This is a genomic window from Aromatoleum diolicum (assembly GCF_012910955.1).
Lineage (GTDB): Bacteria > Pseudomonadota > Gammaproteobacteria > Burkholderiales > Rhodocyclaceae > Aromatoleum > Aromatoleum diolicum.
This window is the reverse complement of record NZ_WTVQ01000024.1, coordinates 39734-64177: the sequence shown is the minus strand read 5'-3', so window position 1 is coordinate 64177 and position 24444 is coordinate 39734. Positions and strand designations below refer to the sequence as shown.

Below are 24444 nucleotides of genomic sequence, written 5' to 3'. Positions count from 1 at the left end.
GCAAGAACGCATGCCCCCATGACCGATCCGCTCTCCCGTTACCTTGCACGCGCAGCCGGCATTCACGGCCCCGTCATGCTGATGTACCACGCGATCACCGATGGCGGAGGTACGCCGGAATGGCCTTGGGCGGTGTCGCTGGGGCGGCTTCGGGCGCAACTCGATTATCTTGCCGACGAGGGCTGGGCCACACCGACCGTGAGCGAACTGCTTGCAGCGCCGGGACGGTGGCCGCGGCGCACGGCGGCTATCACTTTCGATGACGGCTACGCAGACAACCTTGCGGCATGCGAAGAGCTACAGAAACGTGACATGCGCGCGACCTGGTTTATCGTCTCGGGCTCGATCGGGCAAGCGCCGGATTGGCCTGCGACGGATCGTCCCGAGGGGCGGCTTCTCGACTGCGTCGAATTGCGCGAGATGACGGCGGCGGGAATGGAAATTGGCTCGCACACGGTCAATCATGTTCGCCTCACCGAAGTCGATGACGATCGCCGACGCTTCGAACTCGAATACTCCCGGCGCCAGATCGAGGACGCCCTCGGTAGCCAGGTCCGCAGCTTCGCCTATCCTTACGGCGCGTGGGACGACACCTGCGTGAGCGCGGTTCGCGCTGCCGGCTACCAAGCTGCCTGCACCACACGCACCGGCTGGGCCCTGCGCGACGGCAATCCCTACCTGCTGCGGCGCCTGACGGTGTTCAATAGCGATACCGTCGGGAGTCTGATGCGCAAACTTTGTTTCGGGAGTAACGATGTTTCATGGCCAAGCATTACGCACCAGACGCTGCGACGTGCCCTGACACGCCTCCACCACAGTCCGCGATGACAGGCCACGTCTCGATCATCATGCCCTGCTACAACGCCGCGCAGCATCTCTCGCGCAGCGTCGGCAGCGTGCTGGCGCAAACAGCCGGCAACTGGGAACTGGTCATTGTCGACGATGGATCGCGCGACGACTCATGGGGCGAACTGCAACGCCTCGCGCGCGCCGAGCCGCGCATCCGCATCTTCCGTCAAGCGAATGCAGGGGCCGCCGCGGCACGCAACCATGCCCTCCGCGAGGCGCGCGGCGACTACATTGCATTTCTCGACGCGGATGACACCTGGCATCCCGAATTCCTCGAATCGATGCAGGCCGCACTGCACAATGCATCGGGCCGCGGTCTCGCCTATTGTGGCTGGCAGAGCCTCGGGCTCGGCGGCGGGCGCGACGCGCCCTTCGTGCCACCCGACTATGAAGACGGCAACAAGGCTGAGGCGCTGCTCGGCGGCTGCCGCTGGCCCATCCACGCGGCCCTCGTGCCCGCCCCGGCGATCCGCGCTGCCGGCGGTTTCGACGAAAGCTTGAGTTCGTGCATGGACTACGATCTGTGGCTGCGCCTGGGGACCATCCACCGCCTGATCCGGGTGCCGCGCGTGCTCGCGTACTACCATCACCACGGCGGCGAGCAGATCACCAAGAACCGGGCGCGCATCGCCCTCAACCACCGAGTGCCCAGCAGAAGTTCCTGGCGGCCAACCCGGCAGTCGCGGCCAGCCTGGGCGCGCGCAGGGTACGCGAACTGACCGCCGGCGAATTGCTGCGGCGGGGCTTTGAGTGCTACTGGAAACGCGATCTTCCGGCGGCCCGTCGAATATTTCGCGCAGCAATGAAGGAGGGCTATGGCAGTCCAGGCGAGTGGAAATACATGCTCCCGGCCTTGCTGCCGGAATCCTGGCATCGCCGGCTAATCAATTATATGGACCAGACCACCCCGAAACCCAACCCCTGATTGAATGTGGTGGGTTGTCGAAGCATCGCAGGACAGTCACAGGAGTACGAAGCCATGCCGATATCTCATGACCACAGGGTGATATTTGTTCATATCCCCAAAAATGGCGGATCCAGCATCGAAAAAGCGCTGGGCATATACGGGGTAGAGAATCGGGGTGACAACAGACTGGTCGACGAGCGCATGCTGTTCGGCAAAGGGCTGCAACATCTTACGATGAGTGAAATCAACGAGCGGATTCCATCGGAAATTTCGCAGACTTACTTCAAATTCGCGTTCGTGCGCAATCCTTGGGCACGAGCCTTATCGGAATACCGCTGGCGGGCCCAGTGGGATTCCCAGATTGCCAAGATGAGTTTTACAAAATTTGTGTTCGATCAACTTGGGCAACCGCATGCATATCGCCACTATTGGCCGCAAGTCGATTTCATCGCTGATCGCTCGCAGCCTGGCGCAGCTTCGCTCCTGGTCGATTTTGTCGGTCGTCTGGAACACCTTCAGAGCGATTTTGGGGAGATCATCAACAGATGCGGGCTATCCGACATCGTCATTCCTCAGATAAACAGGAGCGAAGCGAAGGAGACAGTATTGAATCGAATGAAGAAATTCATTGACGTGACACGCGGGACTCCGCAACCGGGCGGGAGCGACCGTCACAGGTCTTACCGAGCGCAATACAATGAGGAAACGCGCGACTTGATTGGAAGGATCTATTGCCGAGACATTGAGACTTTCGGCTATGACTTCTGAAATTCAGCCAAGTGCATTATCCGGCCCTCCACCCAGGCAACCATCCGCAATGGGTTCGTCCCAGCCAGTCTGCGCTGCTTCGAGCGCTTTCCCTTGCTAAGTGAATCCCTTCGGCATCATGCTGCGTCCGACACAAAGCACCATTTGTCCGGGTGCATTGAATCAACGGGCCACCCGAGAATTCGAACCCGCCGCCTGAGCAACCACCATGCAGCGACTCACATTCGCCTTCTGCACCTTCAACCGCGCTGAGCGGTTGGAGAAACTCATCGCCGCGATGCGGGCACAACGCTGCCCGATTCCCTTCGAAATCCTTGCCGTCAATAACAACAGCACGGACGACACCGCCGACGTCCTCGCCCGGCTGGCGCAGTTGCCAGGCCCGCCGCTTCGCTGGGTGACGGAGCCGGTGCAGGGCATCGTCGCCGCGCGCAACCGCGCCGTCGAGGAATCCCTGGCCAGTGACATCATGGTGTTCATCGACGACGACGAAACGCCACTGCCCGGCCTGCTCGAAGCCGCCGCCCACGCCATCCTGCAGGAAGGCGCCGAGTGCGCCGGCGGACGCGTGGCCATGGACTTTTCGGAGCACCCGCGACCGGCCTGGCTGGGCAACGAGTTGCTCGGCTTCCTGGCTGCCATCGACCACGGCAAGGAGCCGTTCTGGATCGAGGACGGCTCGACGCCGATCTGGACGGCCAACGTCGCCTACGCAATGAAGCTGTTTCGCGACGACCCCGAACTCAGGTTCGACAAGCGCTATGACCGCAAGGGCAACGTCGTCGGAGGAGGCTCGGATGCGATCATGTTCCGCACGCTGCTCGAGCGGAAGATCCGGATTCGCTACTGCCCGGGCATGGCCGTCCTTCACTCTGTCGAGCCGTGGCGGCTGCAGCGCGGGTATTTTCTCAAGCTGCATTACCGCGCCGGGCTGCGCCGCGGCCGTTACCAGTTACCAGCCTACCCCCGCACAATCCTCGGCATTCCTCCGTTTCTGCTTTCCCAAGTCCTGCGCCACGGCCTCGCCGCGCTACGGATGCACCTCACCCGCCGACCGGGGGCGCTGCGCCAGGCCATGAACGCCACCAACGCGCTGGGCTGCCTCATCGGCTACGCCCAGCGCGGCAAGACCTGACCCGACACCCGACCGTGGAGAAATTGAATGCGCAGGCGTATCTGTTATTTCCTGGGAACCTATGAGGACTGGGGAGGGGCAAGCCGCGCGTTGCTCAATTTCATAGTTCGCGTCGATCGGCAGAAATTCGATCCGCTGGTGGTGGTGACCAAACCCGGCAAGCTGCTCGACAAACTCGCCGAACTGGACATCGCGACGGCCGTGCGCCCGAAGCAGGACTGGAACGGCAACCCTTTCAAGTTCGTCCTCGACGTCTTCCGGGCGATAGCATTTCTGCGCGAGCAGAAGGTCGATCTGATTCACCTCAACGGCGGCTCGCTGGGCTGGAAGCCCCCCGAGCTGATCGCCGCCCGCTTCCTCGGCATACCGGTGCTCATGCACTACCACATTGTGAGCAAGAGCGTGACGCCGTTCCTCCGCTTCGTGCGGGGCGTCATCGCCGTCTCAAGGTTCGTCGCCGAACACACTCCGTTCGGGGGAAAATCGATTTCAGTGGTGCACAATATCGCCGACGTGGCACGTTTCGGGCATGGACGGTCGATCCGCCAGGAGCTCGGCTTTGCCGAGTCCGACATCGTCATCGGCTTTCTGGGCCAGATCAAGAGCATCAAGGGCGTCGAGATGTTTCTGCGGCTGCCCGAAGCGCTCGACAACCCGAAAGTCAAGTTCATGATCGCCGGCGAAATCAAGGACAAGGATCCGGAATTCGTCGCCCGATTCAATGCGGCGGTCGCCGCCAACCCGGCGATAAACTACGTGGGCTTTCGCTCCGATCCGGAGAACATCTACGCCAGCGCCGACATCCTGGTGATGCCCTCGCAGTGGGAAGAACCTTGCGCGATGGTGCTGTTCGAATCAGCGGCGGCAAGGAAGCCGATCATCGCCAGCCGCACCGGCGGCACCCCCGAGATCATCCAGGACGGGGTCAACGGGCTGCTCTTCGAACGTGACGATTTTGCAGCATTGGTGCACCACATTCGGCAGCTGATCGACCACCCGGCCGAGCGGACCGCACTGGGCGAGCGCGCCTATCAGGCCGTCGAAAAGTCGTTCATCCAGGCTCCGGTGCAGAAGCTGGAGCACCTCTACCTCGAAACCCTGGGGTGATTCGCTAAACAGGTCGCCTCGTGTTCAACCAACTCGCCAAACTCCGCAAGCTCGCCGACCCGGAAATCCGCGCCAAGAACCTCACCGCGGCCCGCCACCGGGTGCGCGAAGCGGCCTTCAGCGTGCTGCGGCCGGACATGCCGGACCCGGTGTTCGTTATCGGTTGCTCGCGCTCGGGCACCACCGTCACCTTCGAAACTCTGGCCGCGTCCGGACATTTCCACCATTTCGGCTACGAACTGCCGCAATTCTGGAACGACCTCCACGGCCCCCTGAACAATGGGTGGGACTCGGAAGCCGCCGCCCCGGCCGACGCCCGACCGGAGCACCGCGACCGCGCACTCGCGCATTTCTACGCGCGCCTTGGGGCCGGGCCGGTGCTCGACAAGACCTGCATCAACACCCTTCGCGTCGGGTATCTGCATGTCCTGTTCCCGCGCGCAAAGTTCGTGTTCATCCAGCGCGACGGGCGCGACAACGTCAGCTCGATGATCGACGGCTGGCGCCTCGGTCGCAGCGACGGGGGATTCGGACTCGAGCAGTTCTTCGGTCCGTCGCCGGAGCCGGTCGCGATCAACGGCGGCGAATTCCGCGAATGGCATTTTTTCCTTCCGCCGGGCTGGCGCGATTACAACCAGGCGAGCCTTGAGGAAGTGTGCGCGTACCAGTGGCTCACCGCGAACCGCCTCGCGCTCGACGCCGCGCGTGCGATCCCGCCGCAGCAATGGATCGGCTTGCGCTATGAGGATATCTTCGAACGTCCGGTGGAAATGTTTCGCGAGGTCTTCACCCGCCTCGACCTACCGTTCGATGCGCGCATGGCAGAGCGCTGCGCTAGCCTCGCGAGCCGCCCCACAAGCATCGTCAAGGGCGCACCGAAAAAGCATAAATGGAAGGAGCACAACCCCCAGGCGATCGAACGGATCCTGCCGATGATTGCGCCGATGATGCGCGAGATGGGCTACGACCCGAATGACTGAAACGCCTTTGGTCAGCGTCGTGATCCCCGCATACAACGCGGCATGGTGTGTCGCCCGCGCGATCGAAAGCGTGTTCGCGCAGGGGTTCCGCGACTTCGAGCTGATCGTCGTCGATGACGGCAGCACCGACAGCACCGCCGCGGTACTGTCCGGGTTCGGCAACAGGCTGCGCGTGTTGTCGAAGGCGAACGGCGGCTTGAGCAGCGCGCGCAACGCCGGCATCCTGGCTTCGCGGGGGCGTTACGTCGCGTTCCTCGACGCCGATGACTGGTGGCTGGCGGACAAGCTGGAGCGGCAGGTCGCCCTGATGCGGTCGCGGCCCGAGCTGGCGTTCTGCTCGACCGCCGCGAGGATCGAGGGCCCGGGCGGGGAATCGCTTGGGGAATGGCGCTGTGGCGGCGACACCGGCACGGCCCTGGAAGCAATCTTCGCCGCCAATGCGTTCGTGGCCGGAAGCGGATCAGCCGTGCTCGCGCGACGTGACGCACTGGATCAGGCGGGGGGCTTCGACGAGAGGCTGCGCAGTCTCGAGGACATCGACATGTGGATGCGGCTCGCCGCGGTCGGCGGCTACGCCTGCGTCGCCGACCCGCTCACGGTAATCCTGAAGCGCCCTGACAGCATGAGCGGCAACCTCGACGTGATGCGCAACGCAGCGATTACCGTGATGCGCAAGAACCGGCACCTGCTGCCGCCGGGCAAACGCGGGGCGTTCTGGCGTCATGCCTACGCGGGCATGCTTTCGGATTACGCCAAATGGGCTTGGCGGGCGCAGCGTCGCGGCCGGGCGATCGGCGACGCACTGGCCGGACTCTGCATCGCACCGCTGAGCCGCGGGCGACTGATGGCGAGCCTGCTCGTCGCGATGCTTCGCAACCGGCCGATATGAGCATTCTCGCCGAGCCGCTGCAGGTCACGGTGCTGATCTGCACTTACAACCGGGTCGAACTGTTGTCCCGGGTCATCGCGTCGCTCAATGCCGCGGAACGCCCTGCAAATGCGCACGTCCGCCTGTTCGTCGTCGCGAATGCGTGCACCGACGGCACCCATGACTATCTCGCCGGCTACCGCGAAGGCCGCGAAGGGGCCGGACTGTTGCCGCTCGACTGGATCGCCGAGCCGACGCCCGGAAAATCGCACGCGCTCAACCGCGCGTTGCCGATGCTCGACGATCCGGTGGTTGCCTTTGTCGACGACGACCATCGCGTCGACGCCGGATACCTTGCCGGATTGGTCGACGCTGCCCGCCGCTGGCCCGACGCGGATCTGATCTGCGGCCGCATCCTGCCCGACTGGGACGGCAGCGAGCCGGCCTGGGTGCATGATGAAGGCCCTTACCGCATCTATCCGCTACCGGTACCGCGCTACGATCAGGGTAAAACACCGATGCGGGTGGATATCGATGGGGGCATCCCCGGCGGGGGAAACCTCGTCGCACGCCGCGACGTCTTGCGGACGACCGGGCCGTTCCTGACCGAGTTGGGCCCCACTGGACATGATCTGGGTGGCGCCGAGGATCTCGAATGGGTCCGCCGCGCGATGCGGGGCGGGGCCGTCCTGCATTACGCCCCTCAGATCGTTCAGTATCACTACGTCGATGGCGAGCGCCTGACCCTGTCGTATCTGATGCGCAAGGGCTTTCAGCGCTCGAAATCGGTGATGCGCTTCCGCCGCACCGAAGGCGGGGTGCCGCTCTACATGTGGCGCAAGGTCGGCGCCTATGCGCTGCGCAGCGGGCTGGCGCTGCGCGCGCAGGCAACGCGCTTTTACCTGGTGCGGCTCGCATCCTCGCTCGGCGAGATGAGCGGCATGCGCGAGGCCGAGTCCCGCCGCCGCCGCCGCGCACGCCTGTCGCGCTTGCCAGCTCAAAACAGGGTGGGGCTGGCAGGCCTGGTCGGTGCCGGCGCGTTCGGCCTCGCGGGCAAGCTGGCGGACTCGCGCTTCGACGATGCAATCGTGCCCGCGGTCATCGTCGCAATCTTGCTGACGCTGGCGCTGCTGGTGAAATCGATCATCGACTTCTCGCAGGCCGGTCCGCGGATGCGCGACGAAATCATGCGCAGGTATCGATCCCACGTGCCGTTCGCAATGCTTCGACTGGGCTTCTGGACGTTTGCGGTCGGACTGTTTTTCGCCCTTCCCGGTTCGCTCCTCGCGGTGGCTGCAGCCGATGCGTTTGCGGTCCGTCATGTCCCCTGGCTCGGGGCTGCGGCCGGCGCATTCAGCCTTGCACTTGCAAGTACATATGTCGTGTGCCGGACCCTCGTCCATAACCCGGGACTGATTGTCGCCTCATGGCAGTATCGCAGCGTTCGCCTGCACCGCTTGTGGGCGCACTTGTCGGTGCGCGGACTGCAGCGCGCCACCACCCTTGGCGCCATCCTCATCGGCCTGTTCTGCTGCGCGCTCGCACTGGCGCTCGCTCGCGGCGGAGCACCGGCCATGGCCGCCGCGCTCGCGAGCGTGATCATCGGCTACGCGGGGGTCATTGTGTTCGCGCTGTGGGAACCCACGGCGCCGGTGCGGCCGGGGCCACGCAACGGCGCCCCGAACCTGCTGCTGATTGGTTCGGATACGCTGCGCGCCGACCGGGTCGGTGCGCAGCGCAACGGCCGGCCCCTGACACCGAATATCGACGCGCTCGCACAACGCGGCACCCGCTTCGGCGCCTGCTATGTGCCTTGCGCGCGCACCGCGCCGAGCCTGATCTCGATGCTGACCGGCACTTGGCCACACACCCACGGCATACGCGACAACTTCGTCTCGGACGAGGAAACCAAACTCGATCTTCCCGCCTTGCCGAGCATCCTCGGCGCACTCGGCTATCGCACCGCGGCGGTGTCGGATTGGTGCGGCGCCGACCTCGGCAAGTTCTCACTCGGCTTCGACATTCTCGATCTGCCCGACGACCAGTGGAACCTGAAATACCTCATCCGCCAGGGGCCGAAGGATATTCGCCTGTTTCTTTCTCTCTTTCTGCATAACCGCATCGGCCGGTTGCTCCTCCCCGAGTTGTATTACCTCGGCGGCGTGCCGCAAACCACTCAACTCGGCCAGCGTGCACGCCGCATGGTTTCCCGCCTCGCGGCAACCGGAGAGCCTTTCCTGCTGAACCTGTTCTATTCGACGACCCATCCGCCGTTCGCGTCCGAATACCCCTATTACTTGCGCCACGCAGATCCGGGCTACACGGGGGAATCCAAGTTCGCAATGGCGCGGCTGACCGAACCGTTCGAAATCATCCGCCGCCAGGGCGAGCCGCGCGAAGAATTCGATCTCGACCAGATTCTCGATCTCTACGACGGATGTGTCGCGCAGTTCGACGAAGAAGTCGGCAGGACGATTCGCCACCTCGAGGCGAGCGGCCTGATCGAAAATACGATCATCGTGCTGTACAGCGACCACGGCATGGAATTCTTCGAGCATGGCACCTGGGGCCAAGGGAACTCCGCACTCGGCGACTTCAGCGCACGCATCCCGTTGATCATCGCCGACCCCCGGCAACCGGGCGGGCAACGCGTGGATCAGGTCGTACGCACGATCGACCTCGTCCCGACGTTGCTCGACTTGCTCCAGGCGCCATCGGTGAAGTGCGACGGTCGTTCGGTCGTCCCCGCGATGCTCGATCCCGCATTCGACCTGAAACTGAAGGCGTTCAACGAGACCGGCATCTGGATCACACCGATGCCGGGCCTGCCGCCTGAGCACCTGAGCTATCCGGACCTGCTACAACTGCTCGACGTGCCAGACGATGCCAGCGGCACGCTGGCGATCAAGTCCGAATACCGCGACATTGTCTTGCTCGCCAAGGACCGGATGGTGCGTGACGGGCGCTGGAAGCTCGTCTACCAACCGCTGGAATCGGGCAAGCGGCTGGCGCTCTACGATGTCGAAGCGGATCCGGGATGCACTCGCGATCTTGTCGTCGATCACCCGATGGAGGTCGCGCGCTTGTGGGCGGAACTGCGCGAGTGGATGGAAAAGGACCCCGTTTTGCGACGACGCGGGCATGCGAACTGAGCGTGCTTCGCCAACGCTGCGTTCGCGGCACGGAATAGCATTACTTCAGTTCGAGCTTGACGACGTTCGACGGACGACTGAGGTTGCGGTCGCTATCCCATGAGCAGATCGCCACATAGTAGGTACCCGGCTTCAGGCTCTCGAGCGTTGGCTGGGTCGGCGCGCCAAACGCTTCGTGCGGGAGGAGTTCCCGGAAAGTGAAGGTCTCGACGCTGCCGGCCGCAGCGGGGACCGGTTCGCCCGCGACGTGCTCGGCCATCCAGAACGCATCCACCTTGTCCCATTCGGGATCCTGACGTTGCGTCGCGTCACTCTCGGCAGTGAAATTGCTGCGGTCGATGCGCGCGTCGAGTTTCACTTTTTTCTGGCGCGCGAGGATCACCGATTCAACCTGGGTAACCACCCGTTGTTTTTCTGCGGCACGCTGCGGATGATCAGTCGGTGCAAATTCGACGATCGGCTTGTCGCTGTACTTGACGAAGTAACGCGCTGCCCTGCCGGTCGGCCCGTCATCCCGCGGCGCCGTCCATTTGAGCGTGACACCGCTACGGCCAGCCTGAACGACCCGCAGATCCGTAATCGGCTCCGGCGCACTCGTGGAACGCTTGGCAACATTGTCGCGCTCCCACGCAATCACCTGTTCGAAGCGGGTATCTGACCACTTGTCGCCCGGCCCATTGACGATCGCGTCGTATCGGCGACGCATCTCGGGCCATCCGGTGTAGTGGTACAGGTATGGGAATGCCTGCAGCAGGTGATCGTGACGGCTCGGCGTTACGGTGTTCTCACTCTCCCCGAGATATTGCGACGGCATTGACGTCCAGTTGTTGATCATCCCGAGCCGAGGATAGAAGATCACATGGCGGGAGAAATAATCAGCCTGCCCCCACAGGCCATCGAGGATGCGCTCGTCGTCGTAGGTCTTGTAGGCCTCGTGCAACGCCAGCACGCCCTGCGCCTCCATCCAGGTCTGTGCGCTGGAGATCGACATCTGGCTGCTCCTGAGGAATTCGAGCATCTTCCCCATGACCTGCTCCTCGCGCTTGATGCTCGTCAGTTGCCCATGGCGGTGGCGCAGCACGGCGAGCATGCGGCGCACCTGCCAGCGCGCAAATTCGTCGAAAACCGGGCTGCCGGTGGCGTGAAAACCGGCGAGGTTGGTGTACAGCATCCACGTGTAGACGCGGGAATAGTGTCCGCGCCACAAGGCATCGGGATTCGTGTCGAAGAAGGTCGTATTGCCCAGTGGCTGCATCCGCCCCTTGAAAAGATGCACGTGCTGGAAATTGATGTCCCAGTTCACAAAGCCGTGGATGGCGTCGAGCGTGCGGCGGTCGCCGGTGAGGTAGTAGTACTCGAACAGGCGAAACAGCGCGTAATGCTCCATGTCCGGCAGGACCTTGTAGCCGTTCAGGTAGCTCCACCCGCCCGCCTGCTTCTTCTCGGGACCGCGCGGGGTCTTCACCTCCTTCTGCCGCTCGCTCTGCCACGTGTAGAACTCCTTCGGCCCGAAGCCGGAGAGGAGGTTCCACTCTTCGAGGGCGCGATCGACCGTTGCCAGGCGCTGCGCACCGTCACCGAAACGGATCACGTTGTCGCGATAGGCCCAACCAGGGTTCTGGGAGATGCTCCAGCGACCGTAGGCAAGGTTTTTTTCCAGTTCCGACAACAGGCCAGTGGCCAGGAAAGCGAGCCAGCCTGAACTCAGGCTGTCGTGATGACCGCCTGAGTTGTAGCTGCTGTTTTCCCCGTGCCTGCGGATTCCAACCCCATTGGGCGTCCAGTGGCCGTCGTTCAACTTGCTGCGGGGCATCTCCGCGCGAACTCGTGCAATCTCCAGATACCAGGTTTCGGTATCCGAATACCATGCGGGCGGCGCGTACGCGAACAAGGGATATTCGAATGCCTCGGCAACGTCCGCAACCCGCGCCGTGCGTGCGTCCGCGCGATGGAAGTAGTAAAGAACGTCATGGATATTACGGCGGCCGAAATCGAGGTCGTACTCCGGCCGGAGTCCGTCGTGCGGCTCCGTGTGACCGGGGCTGTCCGCCTGCAGCACGACCTGCACACGCCCAGGCGACAGCGCAATCGCTCGCGGCGCATGCTCCCACAGGTAACGCATGGCCACGGCCAGCCCGCGCGTGGCGTCCGAGATATCGAGGAAACGCCCGCGTTTACCCGATGCAAACAGGTTTTCGACTGAACCGTCGCGACCGATGCCGGCCTGGTATCCCCCTTCGGTGGTCACGGTGCGCCCGTGCTTGACGACGCCTTGCGCGCCCCCCTGATACAACCACGCCTGCTGGGTACCGGAAAGCGTAGTCGATCCGATGGCCGGCGCCCCCGACTCCGCCTGAACACCACCCCCGGTCACAATCGGCGTACCTTCGAGGCGAAGCGAGTGTGCAAGGCCCGCCTCACGGAACATGTGGTTGTACAGCGGCTGCTTGCGATCCGAGTTCTCGACGGCATGCTCGACCTTGACGAAGCTTTGGCCGCGGAAGAAATGCAATCGCGTCGTGTAGTTATAAATGCCCTCGCGCACGATGCCTTTGCCGGTCTTTCCGGGTAGATGGCGCCCGCGGACGAGAACCACGGTGCGCAACGGACCATGGGTCTCGACCACGACCTCGTTCGGCGGACCGGACCGATAGACGTGCTCCGCGATGTCGACCTTCTCAACGCTTTGTGTCTTGTCCCAGCCGTGCGTATTCCATGCCGAACCGGCGTTGTGCTCCATGCGACCGACCTCGCCCGAGCGCAGCCATGGACCGTCGTCCGGCTGCGCGCGAAGGATCTCGCGATCATCAATGCTCACCGACTTGAACAGCGAACCGTCTTTGGTCGAAACCTGCGCGGCCAACGGCCCGGTCTGAATGGTGATAGTGTCGCCGTCCTCGCGCAGCCTGACAGGATCGGCAATCACCTGTTCGGATCGGCGGTTCTGAAGATAGACGACGGCTTTTCCGCCTGCCGGCAGGCTGATCTGGAAATCGAGCAAGACCCAGCGAATCGACTTGTCGCGCGCCCAATGCCGACTAAGCACCTCCGCCTGGAGCGGAAGCTCCCGTCCGCTCGCGTCGACCAGGCGCAATCCGGCGACGTCCTGAACCACGCCATAAGGCAGCGGAACGCCAGTCGTGACCGGCCAATTACGCCGCTCGACACCTGAGTTGTCCTTGATCGTCAGCGGCACCGAAAATTGCCCGTCGCGCGACTCGTCCGCGCGCCCGGCCGCCTCCGGCGCCGCCGTAGCGCCGTGCCCGGAAAGCAGAACGCACAGCAGCAGTCCCGCCACAAAGCGCAACAAGGGGCTCATCGCAACCTCACACTTTTCGCAACCAGCCTATGATTTGCGGGTCCACCATCCTGCTCGAACACGAGCACAAACCCCTCCTGCCCGGCAGCCAGCGCCGGATTCGCGACCGGCAAGTCAGTCTCGTGCAGCAGCAACAGCTTCTCGGGATCATCGAGACGCCCCCCCGCCGGCGACAGACGCGAGCCCAGGATGCGGCCGCGGTAGGGCGGCTTGGCGGCCCCCGTCTCGCGGGCAGCCACGAGAAACGCACCGTCGCCGAATGCCGCAACAACCGGCCCGTCGATCTGGATACGCGTCGAGAACAGGGTCATGACCTGGCGAGGATTCCAGCTGGACGCGCGCACTTCCGGTTCAGTATTCGGATTCGCGAGGGCGGAGGCCGTCTTTGCGCCAAAAACCGCCCCGACCGATATTAGTCGGCCCCGACCGATATCGCCCCACCCGGTATACAGGGCGCTCCCCGCCAGATCGCTTGCGAATCGCCCCCCTTCCCTACCCAACGCAGCGGAGGGTGCACGCTCGATGTCCAGTACTTCAAGGTCAGGCCCGTTCAGCCGAAGACTGGCAAAGTAAAGGGTGATGGTGCCGCCCGATTCACCGAGGCTCCACTTGCGTTCGTCCTTCCACGACATCACCCAGCGATTACCGAAGCTGGCGATCGACAGATCGCCGCCGTGCAAGGTTTCGCCGCGGAATGCCAGCGCAAGCGGCGTCCCGGCCTTGCCTGACGCGCCGACGAACGCACCGTGGACCTCGTAGTAGCGACCCGCATAATGTTGCCAGACTACGAGCGCACCGGCCGGGGCGGTGGCGATTGCGGGACTCGCCTGATTCGCCCCGCCACCTGCGACGAGAAATCCGCCCTCATCGCGCACGGTTCCGTCGATACCGACACGCGCGGCATAGACGTCCCAGTCGCGACCATTGCGCAAGTCGTGCCACGCAACGATAAAGACGCCGTTCGCGAACACCACCTTCGGGCGTTCCTGGCTACCCTTTGCCACGCACACCGGAATCGGCTGCCCCAAAGGGCGCCCGAGGCCATCGAGTCGCAGCGCAAAGATGTCCGACTCCTGCTGCTCGTAGTAATTTTTCCCCTGCTGCCAGACGAGCAGGAAGTTTCCACTGCCGTCGGACACGAGTTCCGGACTCACCGCAGGTCTTGCGTCGGGGACCGGCAACACACGGAATTCCGGGGTCGCCGCGCCCTGCGCGGCGGGGGCACAAGCGAGCAAGGTGGCCACCGCCCAGGAGCAGCTCCGGGCAGTCACGGCGATCCCCGCGCGGGTTCGCGCCGCAGCCGAAAGATGCGCGTGCCGAGCAAACCATGGCCTTCGACGAACTGCGTCATCCCAGTCCAGAAATTGATCGATCCATACAGGTTGCCTTCGGCATCGCGCCCGATGAGATGACTCACCATCAGGCCCGTGAGTTCGCCTTCCGGTCGCAGACGACCACCCGCGCCGGCTTTCACGACTGCCGGACCACGACTGCGATTCGGATGCACCGAGGCAATACCCCAGCGACCGTTGTTCATCAGGGTCGCGGTTGTCCCCGTACCGTCGGCAGGCACACGCCGGATGTCGTATTCGTCGCCGCCACACACATAGACAGCGGAACCGTCAGGCTGCACGGCAAGACTACTCGGCGTATCGAAGAATGCCTCACGCGGCGGACCGTCGCCGATTGACAGGCGAGTCCGCGTTTCGACGAAACGTCCCGCCAGATGCACAGCCGCGTCGTCAGGATCGATGCGTACGACAAAGTGGGGGGTACGGGAAACGAAATACACGGAACCGCGCGAATCGGCATCGCCCATCATGACATTCAGCTTGGGCGCGACATTCGTTTTGGGTGCCATGGTGGCGGGCCAGGGCCCCACATAGCGGATAGTTCGGCCGTCCGGGCTGACCCTGAAGTAGCCTCCATCGTCGGCGACGGTTACCTGTCCGGACGTGGTGACCGCGACGGAAATAGTGCCGCGAAACATCACCTCCTGCGGCGCCGCAGTATCCCCGGGCTTCATCCGGCGTTTTCCTCCGCCGGCCCAGGTATCGACCTGCCATTTGCCATCGCGCTTGTGGAGCCTCCGGATACGCCGATTGCCACCGTCCGAAACAAACACACCATTCGGACCGCAGGCAAGATTGTGCGCGCCATAGTAGGACTTGAAGCCGAGACGAAACTGCGCCTCGTGAGCCGGGCCGTCGCGGTACCCGGGCTGCCCGGTTCCGGCGACGCGGCTGCGCATCCCCTCGGCAGTGACGACGTCGATGAACTGACCGCTGGAGAGAAACAATCTGCCCATCTGGTCTGCGCACATTGAGTGGACATCACCACCCGCCTGCGCAACCGGCCCGCCATCCGGCCCTTCACCGAGCACCTTTGTGAAATCCTCGACAACCCAACGCTCCTGCCGCCAATCGGCGACCGCAGGCGGCACGTGCAGCACGAGCGCGGCCAGCGATATTCGGTTCAACCACGTTAGCGCCGTTCGGGGCATCCATGCTCTCCGGATCTGTACCATGCGGAACTCTGTCGGCGCCCGGTGGCGAAAACGTCGAACCTCGCGGCCGGCGGCCAGCCACCACACCCCAACTATTTCGCCGGCTGATCCTTCGCGCCGTTGAACGACTCGCGCCACTTGCGCTGAATGTCTTCGGGCGGACAAAAACGACAGCCGGTCTCCGGGATCGGTGATCCACCCGGTTCCGCGATGGTGGACGTGGCCGATGTGCCTTCGGCGGTCGGGACAAGCGCCGTGCCACCGGGGGTTCCCGCATCCTGCGGCGCGGGGGCTGGAGGCAAGGTGTCGGACGGGAGCGACTCCGCTTTCCTTGCCGGTTCGGGAAACGGCTCCTTGCCGCCCAATGCGAGATACGCCTTCTTCAGCGACTGCGAACCTGGAACGTACCCCAAGCCGGCCGTTGCGACATCGAGCGCCTCCTTGCCGAGCCCGCTTTCCTTATGCATGTCGATCAGGGCGAGATACGCCGGTTCGTACTCGGGATTGAAGGCAATCGCGTCATTGAAAAGGCGGCTCGCCTCGCCCGCCTCCTTCAACTGGAGATGGACCTTGCCGAGTTCGACGTATATCTGCGGACGCATCCAGAACCGGGGTTCGGTTCCCTTGATAACGTATTTGTAATTGTTTTTTGCGAGCCCCAGGTTGTACGACCGATCCTTCGGGTCGCGTGCCTGTCGGGCCCGATTGACGAAATTCACCGCGAAGCAGTAATGATGAATGTGCAGATAGTTGCCCTTACCGAGTTGCGCCGCCGAGGCGACGTTTTTCCCACCCGACCCCTTTTCAAGTCGGTCCGCACAGAAAGGCGGCAGCATTCTGACTTCAGCCGGCGTGGGTGCGAATTGCTCTAAAGCCCACGCAAAAATGGGGCAGATGACGAGGCCCGCGATCAACAAGCGTTTCATTGCAACTCTCCTCAGCTTTCGTTCTGCCCTAGTGCCAGCGTACGCGCCGCGACGGCGTCCCAGCTCAACAAGTCGCGGGCTCGAGCAAGTCCCGCTGTTCCGAAGGCTTCGCGCCGGCCTTCATCGTGCAGGATCTCGGAAAGTGCCGCGGTCAGCGCCGCCTGCGACTCGCCATCGATGCGCAAACCCGTAATACCCTCCAGCACGGCGGAACCGGTACCACCGGCTTGGCCAGCGATAGCCATCTTGCCGCAAGCGGCCGCTTCGATGAAGACGATGCCGAAGCCCTCGGTATCGCCCGCGATATCGCGATTGGCGAGGACGAACAGATCGCACGCGTTGTACCAACGCGGCAGATCCTCGATCGGCACATGGCCGAGACGATGCACGCGACCCTCAACCCCGAACTGCCTGGCGAGGTCCGCCAGGTAGTCACCGTCCTCACCAATGCCGATGATCGCGTAATGCACGTCGAGACCGGCCGCAACGAGCTCCGGCAAACAGCGGATCACCGTATCGAAACCCTTGCGACGCTGCAGCCGCCCGACCGATAACAGCAGCTTCGCGCCCGGCCCGAGCCCCAATTGATCGCGCAAGTCCTGCGCCGGAAGACCAGGGCGGAAGCGCCGAACGTCGACGCCGGGGTGAATGACCGAAATCCGCGCCGCATCGACTCCCATGCTGGTCAGCGCGTCACGCGTAAAATCACTGTTGGCGATGACGCGGTCGGCATGGCGCAACGCGAAACACATCGCCCGGTATTTTTTCCCGTGCCCCCAACCGGTCAACTCCTCGCCGTGCGCATAGATGGCGAATGTGCGACCGGTGATGCGCGCCACCATCCAGCCCACCAGCCCCTCCGGCAATGCGCGTCCGGCGTGAATCGCATCGAAGCGATAACGCAGCGCCAGCACCAGCGACTTGATGAACAACTTGACGTACATTCCGAGCGATTCCGGCCGCAACCAGGCTACGCGTCGCAAGTCCAGGCGATGAACCGAATTCGGGTGCGTGGCATCGTACTCGGCCGCCCCCGGCACCGCCGCGGTGACGATGTGGATCTCCTTGCCTCCGAGTCGTCGGTAGACTTCATCGAACCACACGGCGGTGCCGCCCTTCGTCGGAAGGAACAGCTCGGTGATCACGAGGTAGCGCTGGCTCATCGGCGGATCCATTCGCTCAGGTTTGATCAAGTCTAACAACTCTCTGCCGCGTAAGGATGCCCAGGCCCCACTCTGTGGCACGCAGTGGCAACATCAGTCCGGTCGCCTTCAGCAGACGGGCGCTCGCAAGCTCTGCGCGCAGCCGGCAAAGCCACACCCGGATGCGGACGGGCAGGCGCCGCGCAAGCAAACGCGAGGCCGGATCCGCAAGATGGCGGGCAAGCTCCGCTGTCGACATGAAGCACAGATCAGGATGGCGCGACTGCGCTCCCCTCAGTGCGCTTTCGAGCTCCTCGAGCGCCATGCGCACACGATCGGGCCCGTCGATGAAACTTTCACGATGCGTCTCCAGTAGCGTCGGCCGCGCCTGAGCCGAGCGCCTCGCGACAGCCTGCCACACTCGCTCGGCACGGTGACCACGAATTGGTTCGAAATAGTCGTTCCGCACGACGTATGTCATGCCCCCCGCGCCGCGTTGCCCGTTACGGATGCGTCGTGTCGCGGCGGCCAGCCCCCCGCCCTCGCGCCGCTGCTCGAAGCGACAACCGGGCGTGACGACACAGCGCACGCCGCTCGCCGCCCACGCCCGTTCGACGGTCTCGTCCCAAACGAAGGTGTTCGGCACGGCAACCTCGGGCGCCTCGCCGAAGATCCGCCGGAATAGCTCGGTCTCCTCGCGCACGGCGCGTTCAATATCGTCAGAAGGCAGTGCACGACTCGGCAAGCGCGCTGCATCGACCCACCGGCTCTGTATCTCCGCAGGCAGCGTTTCGCTGCGCATCAGCGGGTCACCGAGCCAGGCACGTAGCGCATCGTCTTCGCGCAGACGCGCGATCAACACTTGTGGCCAGAAATGCTCCAGGCCGTGCCGCTGTAGCGCGAACACCCCGGCGACGCAGCCGCCACGGATGGCATCGACGACAGGAGTGAACTCGGTTTCGGCAAGCGTGCGCCGCGTGTACTCCGCCCCGCCCGACGCCAGGATCGCCGCCGCGTCCGGAATGCCGAGCACGACCCCGAGCGTCATTACCGCAGGATGTCCGTCACGGTCGCGTATGCGCGCGAGGATGCCGGTGATCTCCCGCAGAATTCGCGCATCCTCTGCGGGGCCGGGCCCCCAGTCGTCGCTCTCGACGATCAGGACGGGACGCTCGATCATCGGCTCGCGCCACAATTCGTGCAACAAACGACCGTGCCTCGCGACAAGCAGCGCAACAGCGAGAACCAGCCACAGCATCAGCAGGAGCACGACGAACGTCACGTGCGACACCTCGGTTTCAGACCGCAGGAAGTGGTCCGCAAGCACACGTCGGAACATAGAGACCACCCGTACGCCATAGCGTGTCCCGCGCCACGCTGCAATCGTGTCTCATAAGCTAAGATTGTCCGAACGCCGATCGACTCAAGGGATGCGAAGCAATGAATACACACCGAATCCTGTGCGGATGGGTAAACCTCGGCAGCGCCCACGACATGTCCCCCGGCGCACTGGACATGATGCTCGCTGCCGAGGGCATCACCGAACCGGCCCATCTCCTGGATCTGCCTGGTGCGAGCCGTATCGCGGCGGGTCCGACTGCAAGCTCGCTGGCCCACGACACGCACGCCCGCTGCGCCGCAGCCGTGCTCGGTCGACCGCGCTGGAGCCATCCGGCAACGGCGGAGATTGCGCGCCAGGAAGGTCAGGCTGCGGCGGCGATCGCGCGGTATCGGGAAGCCGGGGATCGGATGCTGGAAGACCTGCAGGGAAACTTCGCGCTGGTATTGATCGACTTTGCGAACGGACGGGCGTTGTTGGCGGTGGACCGCACCGGCATCGAGCGCATGTGTTTCGCAAAAGTCGGGGCGTTGCTGGTTTTCTCGACCAGCGCACGTGCGGTCGCACGCCACCCCGATGTTGATGCGTCGACAAGCCGCCAGGCGCTTTATGAATACCTTTACTGTCACATGGTACCGAGCCCGGATACGGTGTTCGCCGGCGTCGAAAAGCTGCTTCCGGCGCAACAGCTGGTCGCAACCGCCCACGATTCTGCTCGAAGCCACTACTGGGCGCTGCGCTTCGATCCGGCTATCGATGCAGATAACCACTCGCAGGAAGAACGCTTCAGGGAATTGCTGCGGCAGGCCGTGCGGCGACAGGTCGATGCGCAGCCAAGCGGCGCCTTTCTGTCGGGAGGAACGGACAGTTCCACGGTGACCGGCCTGCTCGGGGAAGTCAGCGGCCGCCCCCCCCGCACGTTTTCGATCGGCTTCGATGCCGACGGCTTCGACGAACTTGAGTTCGCACGCATCACTGCGCGCCATTTTGGCGCCGAAGCAAACGAGTTCTACGTGACGCCGGAGCATGTCGCCGAGGCTGCGCCAATGATCGCAACCGCGTACGACGAACCATTCGGTAACGCATCGGCGGTACCGACCTATTTTTGCGCCCGGCTCGCACAGGAGCGTGGCATTGCCGTGATGCTCGCGGGCGATGGAGGCGACGAATTCTTTGGTGGCAATGTACGCTACGCCAAGCAGGGCGTGTTCGAACGCTACTACGGGCTCGCGCCGGTGCTGCGCAAGATTATTGAACCGGTCGTACTCAATTTTCCCTACGCCGCGTCCGTCATGCCGCTGCGCAAGGCACAGAGCTATGTGCGACAGGCCAGGATCCCTTTGCCTGATCGCCTCGAAACATACAATTTCCTGTACCGGGATCCGCTGCCGGAGATTTTCGAACGCGAGTTCCTCTCCGCGGTCGATACCGAACGACCGCTCGCCCTGATGCGCGAAGCGTATTTGCGAGCGGCGTCGCAGGAGCCGGTCGACCGGATGATGCATCTTGACCACAAGATCACACTTGCCGACAGCGATCTGCGCAAGGTCGGCCGGATGTGCGAACTGGCTGGCGTCGATGTGCGCTACCCATTCCTCGACGAGGATCTCGTGACTTTCTCGGGAACGCTGCGCGTCGCACAGAAGGTGCGGGGCAATGCCTTGCGGGTGTTCTTCAAGCATGCACTGAGGGATCTTCTTCCTGCAGAAACAATCGCAAAGTCGAAGCACGGTTTCGGCCTGCCCTTTGGCCTCTGGCTCGGCACCAACACGGCGCTGCAAACGCAGGCAAGTCAGGCGCTTGCGAGCCTCGGGGAACGGGGCATCGTGCGTCCCGACTATCTGCGACGCCTTTGGCGCGAGCATTCGTCGAATCACGCCACGTATTACGGAGTCATGATCTGGGTGCTCACCCAGCTCGAACTTTGGCTGCAACAGAATGATCGTGCCGGGAGGCGATAGGCGCCGGATGCCGGGGCGCGCCATGCAGCGGTGACGCCCCCTCGACCCCCCTCTTCGTCACATCCCCAAGCAGGCCTTCCCTGCGCAGAATCGCTTTCGCGACTACTATGATCAGCACCAGGTTGTAGTAATAATCGAAATACGCCATCCCGAGAAATGCGCCGGCCGAGAAATACGCGATCAGGCTGACCTGAACCATTACCGCCAGGTCACCCATCCATGCACGCTCAGGCACCTTCCTCACCGCGCGCGCGATTGTCCCCGCACTCCGCCAGGTCATTACGGCAATCAACAGGAACAGGCCGAGACCCAAGAATCCGTGCTCGCCCATAACCTCGAAAAAGACACTGTGAACATCGCGCACATTCGTCGGGTCCGGCGCGTAAATCGCAAACATCCCGCGCTGGAAAGTTTCGAATCCGCCGCCGAGCGGGCGATCTTTCGCAAGGTTGAATGCCATCCACCATGCATTAACGCGCCCAATCGCGGATTGATCCTGTTCATAGGACTGAATCGTGTGCATCCGCTCGTACCAGGCTTCGGGCATGACCTGCACGACTGCGAACACGGACGCCGCGGCAAGCAGCGCCACAAGGACTTTCTGCCGGGACTTCAACCAGAACATCAGCCCCATTGCGCCCATACCGAGCAACGCGCCACGTGACTGGGTTCCGATTGCTGCCAGGGCGGTCAGGACCGTCATGACGTAGAGCGGGCTGCGCAGCCACCACAGGGATACGCTGCGCGCAAGAAAATAGAGTAGCGGCACGGTCATCGCCAGCGCCAGACCGATCTCGTTGTTGCCCCCGATGAAGGTTCCGGGCGGCCCCTGCACGCGATGAACGCCACCGTGCAGGATCGTGAAAATGCCACCCTTGACGCCATAGAAAGCCAGCGACAGGGCAATCGTCCATACGAGCACCTTCAGACGCTCAGGGGTCTTGATCAGCATCATTGCGACAAAGATCATCAACTGGATCTTGATGACTTTTTCGAACTGCACCCACGCCAGTCCTGGATACACGGCGAAGATCGTCGTGATAAGCATCCATCCGACGAACAGCGCCAGCACCACCGACTCGCGCTCCCACGGAATGCGTTTGTCCTCCTTCGAGAACAGCATCGCCACGAGCGTGGTGACCGCCACGATATAGGCAAACGGCATCGTCGTACTGAAGCCCCATGCCATGCGATGCGGATTCATGAAGCCCAGCCACGTCCAGACGATAATTCCGATCCACGGCCGGCGCAGGATGAGCGGCAGTGTCGCAAACACGACGAAGGTGACCGCTATGTCACGCATGCGAGCCCTCCGCCGCTAGTGACGCGACTCTGCACGTAGCGATACTTGCCGGATTTTTCCGGCGCGATCTCCGTTCGCAGCTCCACGTCGATGCTGACACCCGGACCAAGTCGCGCCGCCAGACCCCGCTGGATTCTCGCTACCGTCTCCGGCCCATAGCCGGGACCGGGCACCACTTCGACACGGGTCAGATCCAGGCTTTCCTGAACGATCCGGAATGCCGCCACCTCGGGCAGATCACGCACGACATAGATCAAGGCCAGCCCGTGCATCACGGTGCCGTCGTGCGCAACCACAAAATCCGTACTGCGCCCCTGGATGTCCCTCAATAGCGGAAGGCCGCGACCGCAGGCGCATGGAGACGGGTCAAGCGCGCCAATGTCGCCGGTTCGATAACGGATGAACGGGAATTCGCCGGTCGCGAGATGGGTCACCACGATTTCGCCCGTATGTCCGATCGGTACCGCTGCGCCTTGCGCATCCACGATCTCGACGATGACATCTTCGGCCGTCAGGTGCATGCCACCCGCAGGGCATTCATGGGCGATGAAACCTGCATCGCGGGCGCCGTAGCCGTTGGCGACGCGGCAGGCAAAGACGCGTTCGATGTCACTGCGCTGCTCCTCGTAAAGCCGTTCCGAGGTACAGAAGGCAACGCGGACACCAAGATCATCCATGCGCACCCCGCGCGCCTCGGCGTGACGGGCGATGCACGAGAGCGCCGAGGGATAGCCGAAAAGCATGCGCGGGCGGCGCCTGCGGATGCGCGCGAGAAACTCGTCCAGCCGGGGTTCCGACATCTCGAACGCCGGCAGCAGTTCGGTGCGCAGCAGGGCGTCGCGCCAGGCGCGAACGCGGTCCTGTGCCCCCAACTCGATCGGCGAGCCCCACACGACGATTTCCGGGTCGCCGAGATCGACGCCCCACCAGCGCGTTGCGCGCCATTTGGCCGCCACGTCGTGACTCACCCGCTCGTTGCCGATGAAGAAGACGAGGGGCTCTCCACTGGATCCGCCGGTATTGAAACGCTTCAGCCCACGCGCGGTGTCGCATTTCATGGCTTCGAGGTTGTCACGGATGTCCGCCTTTGCGAGAAGCGGCAAGGCGGACAGATCCGAGAGACTAGCGATCGCGCGAGCATCGAAGCCGTGGTCTGCGAACAACTTGCGGTAATACGGGACCGCTTCGCCGGCATGGCGCAGCAACGCCTGCAACCGCGTCAGCTGCAGCCGCTCGATGCGTGCGCGGTCCCACCACTGGCTTTGCTCGAGCATCTTCCACACGCGCATGGTAGCGTGGCCCTTCGCCCATTCGTGAAGGGGAAAGATGACTTTCGAGACCAGCCGCGTGTACGCATCCATCATCGCCTCACCCCTGTACGGCAATTCCCGCACTGCATGCCTCAAAACGCCGTGCAAGCCCTTCGCACAACTCCGCAACGGGCTCTTCAATCTCCGACAGCGGTCGATGCCGGATCGAAGTCGAGAATACGCCACGCGTAATGTCACGGGTAAACGGGATCTCAAGGAATTCGAATATCGAGCGACACTCCGTTTCCGGGTTCTGGACCAGACTCTCGTATGCGATCAACCTGACGCGGGCGTCATGGTCAAGGCCCTGCTCAAAGAACAGCGTGTTGCGAAAATACCAGATGAGCGCCGCGGCCGATGCTTCACTCATCCCCGGATGCCAGAGCTTGCCGACCATCAGGTGCGTCGCCTCCGACATGCCCGCGGCACGCCAGTCGTTTACGGTGCGATCGGCAACGATGCGCTGGACCTGTCGGGTAAAATTCCCGAACGAAGCAAGTGCGGAACGCACGGCATCACGGTAATCCCGCACGATCCAAAGTGTTTTTGCGGGCGCAAACTCATCCATCAGGCCGTGCAACTGCTCCAGCTCGCACAAAGCCTTGATGACGAAAGCCGGAGCGCGCGAATGGCTGATGAGCTCACGAATCGTCGCGCGATCGCGCATGCGGTAATTGTCGAAGGCGCGCGGATCGCGTTCGTGATAAACGTCGGTGAGGAAACTCCGCTCGAGCCGGTCCATCAGCATGTTGGTCCCGGACCGCTGCATGCCCGCGACAAAGACAACCTGCCACGGCGAATTCTGCTGCATCCACTGGTAGGCGAACTTGGACACCAGCAGCATCTTGTACGCCAGCCGCTCCCGAACGTAG

18 protein-coding genes are annotated in these 24444 nt (G+C 63.3%); 9 read left to right on the top strand and 9 right to left on the bottom strand.

All coding sequences use genetic code 11. From position 1 onward, the window contains the following. Positions 1-18 precede the first annotated feature (18 nt). From GPA25_RS14690 to GPA25_RS14655, 8 genes are all read left to right on the top strand, one after another. A complete protein-coding gene (locus tag GPA25_RS14690; RefSeq protein WP_169261157.1) occupies positions 19-828 on the top strand; it encodes a polysaccharide deacetylase family protein in 810 nt (269 codons plus the stop codon). Then, complete coding sequence (locus GPA25_RS14685; protein ID WP_211163133.1) at positions 825-1568, top strand: glycosyltransferase family 2 protein; 744 nt, start codon at positions 825-827, stop codon at positions 1566-1568. Before GPA25_RS14690 ends, GPA25_RS14685 begins: the two co-directional genes overlap by 4 nt. Positions 1569-1828: 260 nt before the next feature. Next, positions 1829-2524 (top strand): sulfotransferase family 2 domain-containing protein, encoded by a 696-nt coding sequence (locus GPA25_RS14680; RefSeq protein WP_169261156.1) that lies wholly within the window; start codon positions 1829-1831, stop codon positions 2522-2524. 208 nt (positions 2525-2732) lie between these two features. Next, complete coding sequence (locus GPA25_RS14675) at positions 2733-3659, top strand: glycosyltransferase family 2 protein (protein WP_169261155.1); 927 nt, start codon at positions 2733-2735, stop codon at positions 3657-3659. A 27-nt stretch (positions 3660-3686) separates the two neighbouring features. After that, a complete protein-coding gene (locus tag GPA25_RS14670) occupies positions 3687-4766 on the top strand; it encodes a glycosyltransferase family 4 protein (protein WP_169261154.1) in 1080 nt (359 codons plus the stop codon). 20 nt (positions 4767-4786) lie between these two features. Then, positions 4787-5746: a sulfotransferase gene (locus GPA25_RS14665; protein ID WP_169261153.1), complete on the top strand. Its 960-nt coding sequence runs from the start codon at positions 4787-4789 to the stop codon at positions 5744-5746. Continuing rightward, on the top strand, positions 5739-6635 hold the full coding sequence (locus GPA25_RS14660; RefSeq protein WP_169261152.1) for a glycosyltransferase family 2 protein: 897 nt from the start codon (positions 5739-5741) through the stop codon (positions 6633-6635). Before GPA25_RS14665 ends, GPA25_RS14660 begins: the two co-directional genes overlap by 8 nt. Then, a complete protein-coding gene (locus GPA25_RS14655; RefSeq protein ID WP_169261151.1) occupies positions 6632-9766 on the top strand; it encodes a sulfatase-like hydrolase/transferase in 3135 nt (1044 codons plus the stop codon). Before GPA25_RS14660 ends, GPA25_RS14655 begins: the two co-directional genes overlap by 4 nt. Before the next feature lie 40 nt (positions 9767-9806). Here the strand turns inward: GPA25_RS14655 and GPA25_RS14650 are convergent, their stop codons facing one another. The 6 genes from GPA25_RS14650 to GPA25_RS14625 form a co-directional block, all read right to left on the bottom strand. Further along, positions 9807-13085 (bottom strand): fibronectin type III domain-containing protein, encoded by a 3279-nt coding sequence (locus GPA25_RS14650; protein WP_169261150.1) that lies wholly within the window; start codon positions 13083-13085, stop codon positions 9807-9809. Next, entirely contained in the window at positions 13082-14356 is a 1275-nt protein-coding gene (locus GPA25_RS14645) for a hypothetical protein (RefSeq protein WP_169261149.1), read from the bottom strand. The genes GPA25_RS14650 and GPA25_RS14645 overlap by 4 nt, the downstream gene beginning before the upstream one ends. Next, a complete protein-coding gene (locus GPA25_RS14640; protein ID WP_169261148.1) occupies positions 14353-15588 on the bottom strand; it encodes an NHL repeat-containing protein in 1236 nt (411 codons plus the stop codon). Before GPA25_RS14640 ends, GPA25_RS14645 begins: the two co-directional genes overlap by 4 nt. A 95-nt stretch (positions 15589-15683) precedes the next feature. Then, positions 15684-16505 (bottom strand): tetratricopeptide repeat protein, encoded by an 822-nt coding sequence (locus GPA25_RS14635; RefSeq protein ID WP_169261147.1) that lies wholly within the window; start codon positions 16503-16505, stop codon positions 15684-15686. 23 nt (positions 16506-16528) lie between these two features. Further along, positions 16529-17680: a glycosyltransferase family 4 protein gene (locus GPA25_RS14630; RefSeq protein ID WP_169261146.1), complete on the bottom strand. Its 1152-nt coding sequence runs from the start codon at positions 17678-17680 to the stop codon at positions 16529-16531. A gap of 16 nt (positions 17681-17696) precedes the next feature. Continuing rightward, the gene (locus GPA25_RS14625; RefSeq protein WP_169261145.1) at positions 17697-18998 is read right to left on the bottom strand and encodes a hypothetical protein; all 1302 of its coding nucleotides are present in this window, start codon (positions 18996-18998) and stop codon (positions 17697-17699) included. Between the two features lie 101 nt (positions 18999-19099). On the opposite strand from GPA25_RS14625, the gene GPA25_RS14620 reads away from it, so the two are divergent. Then, positions 19100-20959: an asparagine synthetase B family protein gene (locus GPA25_RS14620; protein ID WP_169261144.1), complete on the top strand. Its 1860-nt coding sequence runs from the start codon at positions 19100-19102 to the stop codon at positions 20957-20959. On the opposite strand, the gene GPA25_RS14615 is transcribed toward GPA25_RS14620, so the two are convergent. Genes GPA25_RS14615 through GPA25_RS14605 form a run of 3 tightly spaced genes read right to left on the bottom strand, consistent with a single transcriptional unit; the run spans position 20907 to position 24416 of the window. Beyond that, a complete protein-coding gene (locus GPA25_RS14615; RefSeq protein WP_169261143.1) occupies positions 20907-22262 on the bottom strand; it encodes a putative O-glycosylation ligase, exosortase A system-associated in 1356 nt (451 codons plus the stop codon). The genes GPA25_RS14620 and GPA25_RS14615 overlap by 53 nt on opposite strands. Then, entirely contained in the window at positions 22250-23626 is a 1377-nt protein-coding gene (locus GPA25_RS14610) for a phenylacetate--CoA ligase family protein (protein ID WP_169261142.1), read from the bottom strand. Before GPA25_RS14610 ends, GPA25_RS14615 begins: the two co-directional genes overlap by 13 nt. A 4-nt stretch (positions 23627-23630) precedes the next feature. Further along, positions 23631-24416, bottom strand: a complete 786-nt coding sequence (locus tag GPA25_RS14605) for a sulfotransferase (protein WP_246265702.1) — start codon at positions 24414-24416, stop codon at positions 23631-23633. Between the last annotated feature and the right edge of the window lie 28 nt (positions 24417-24444).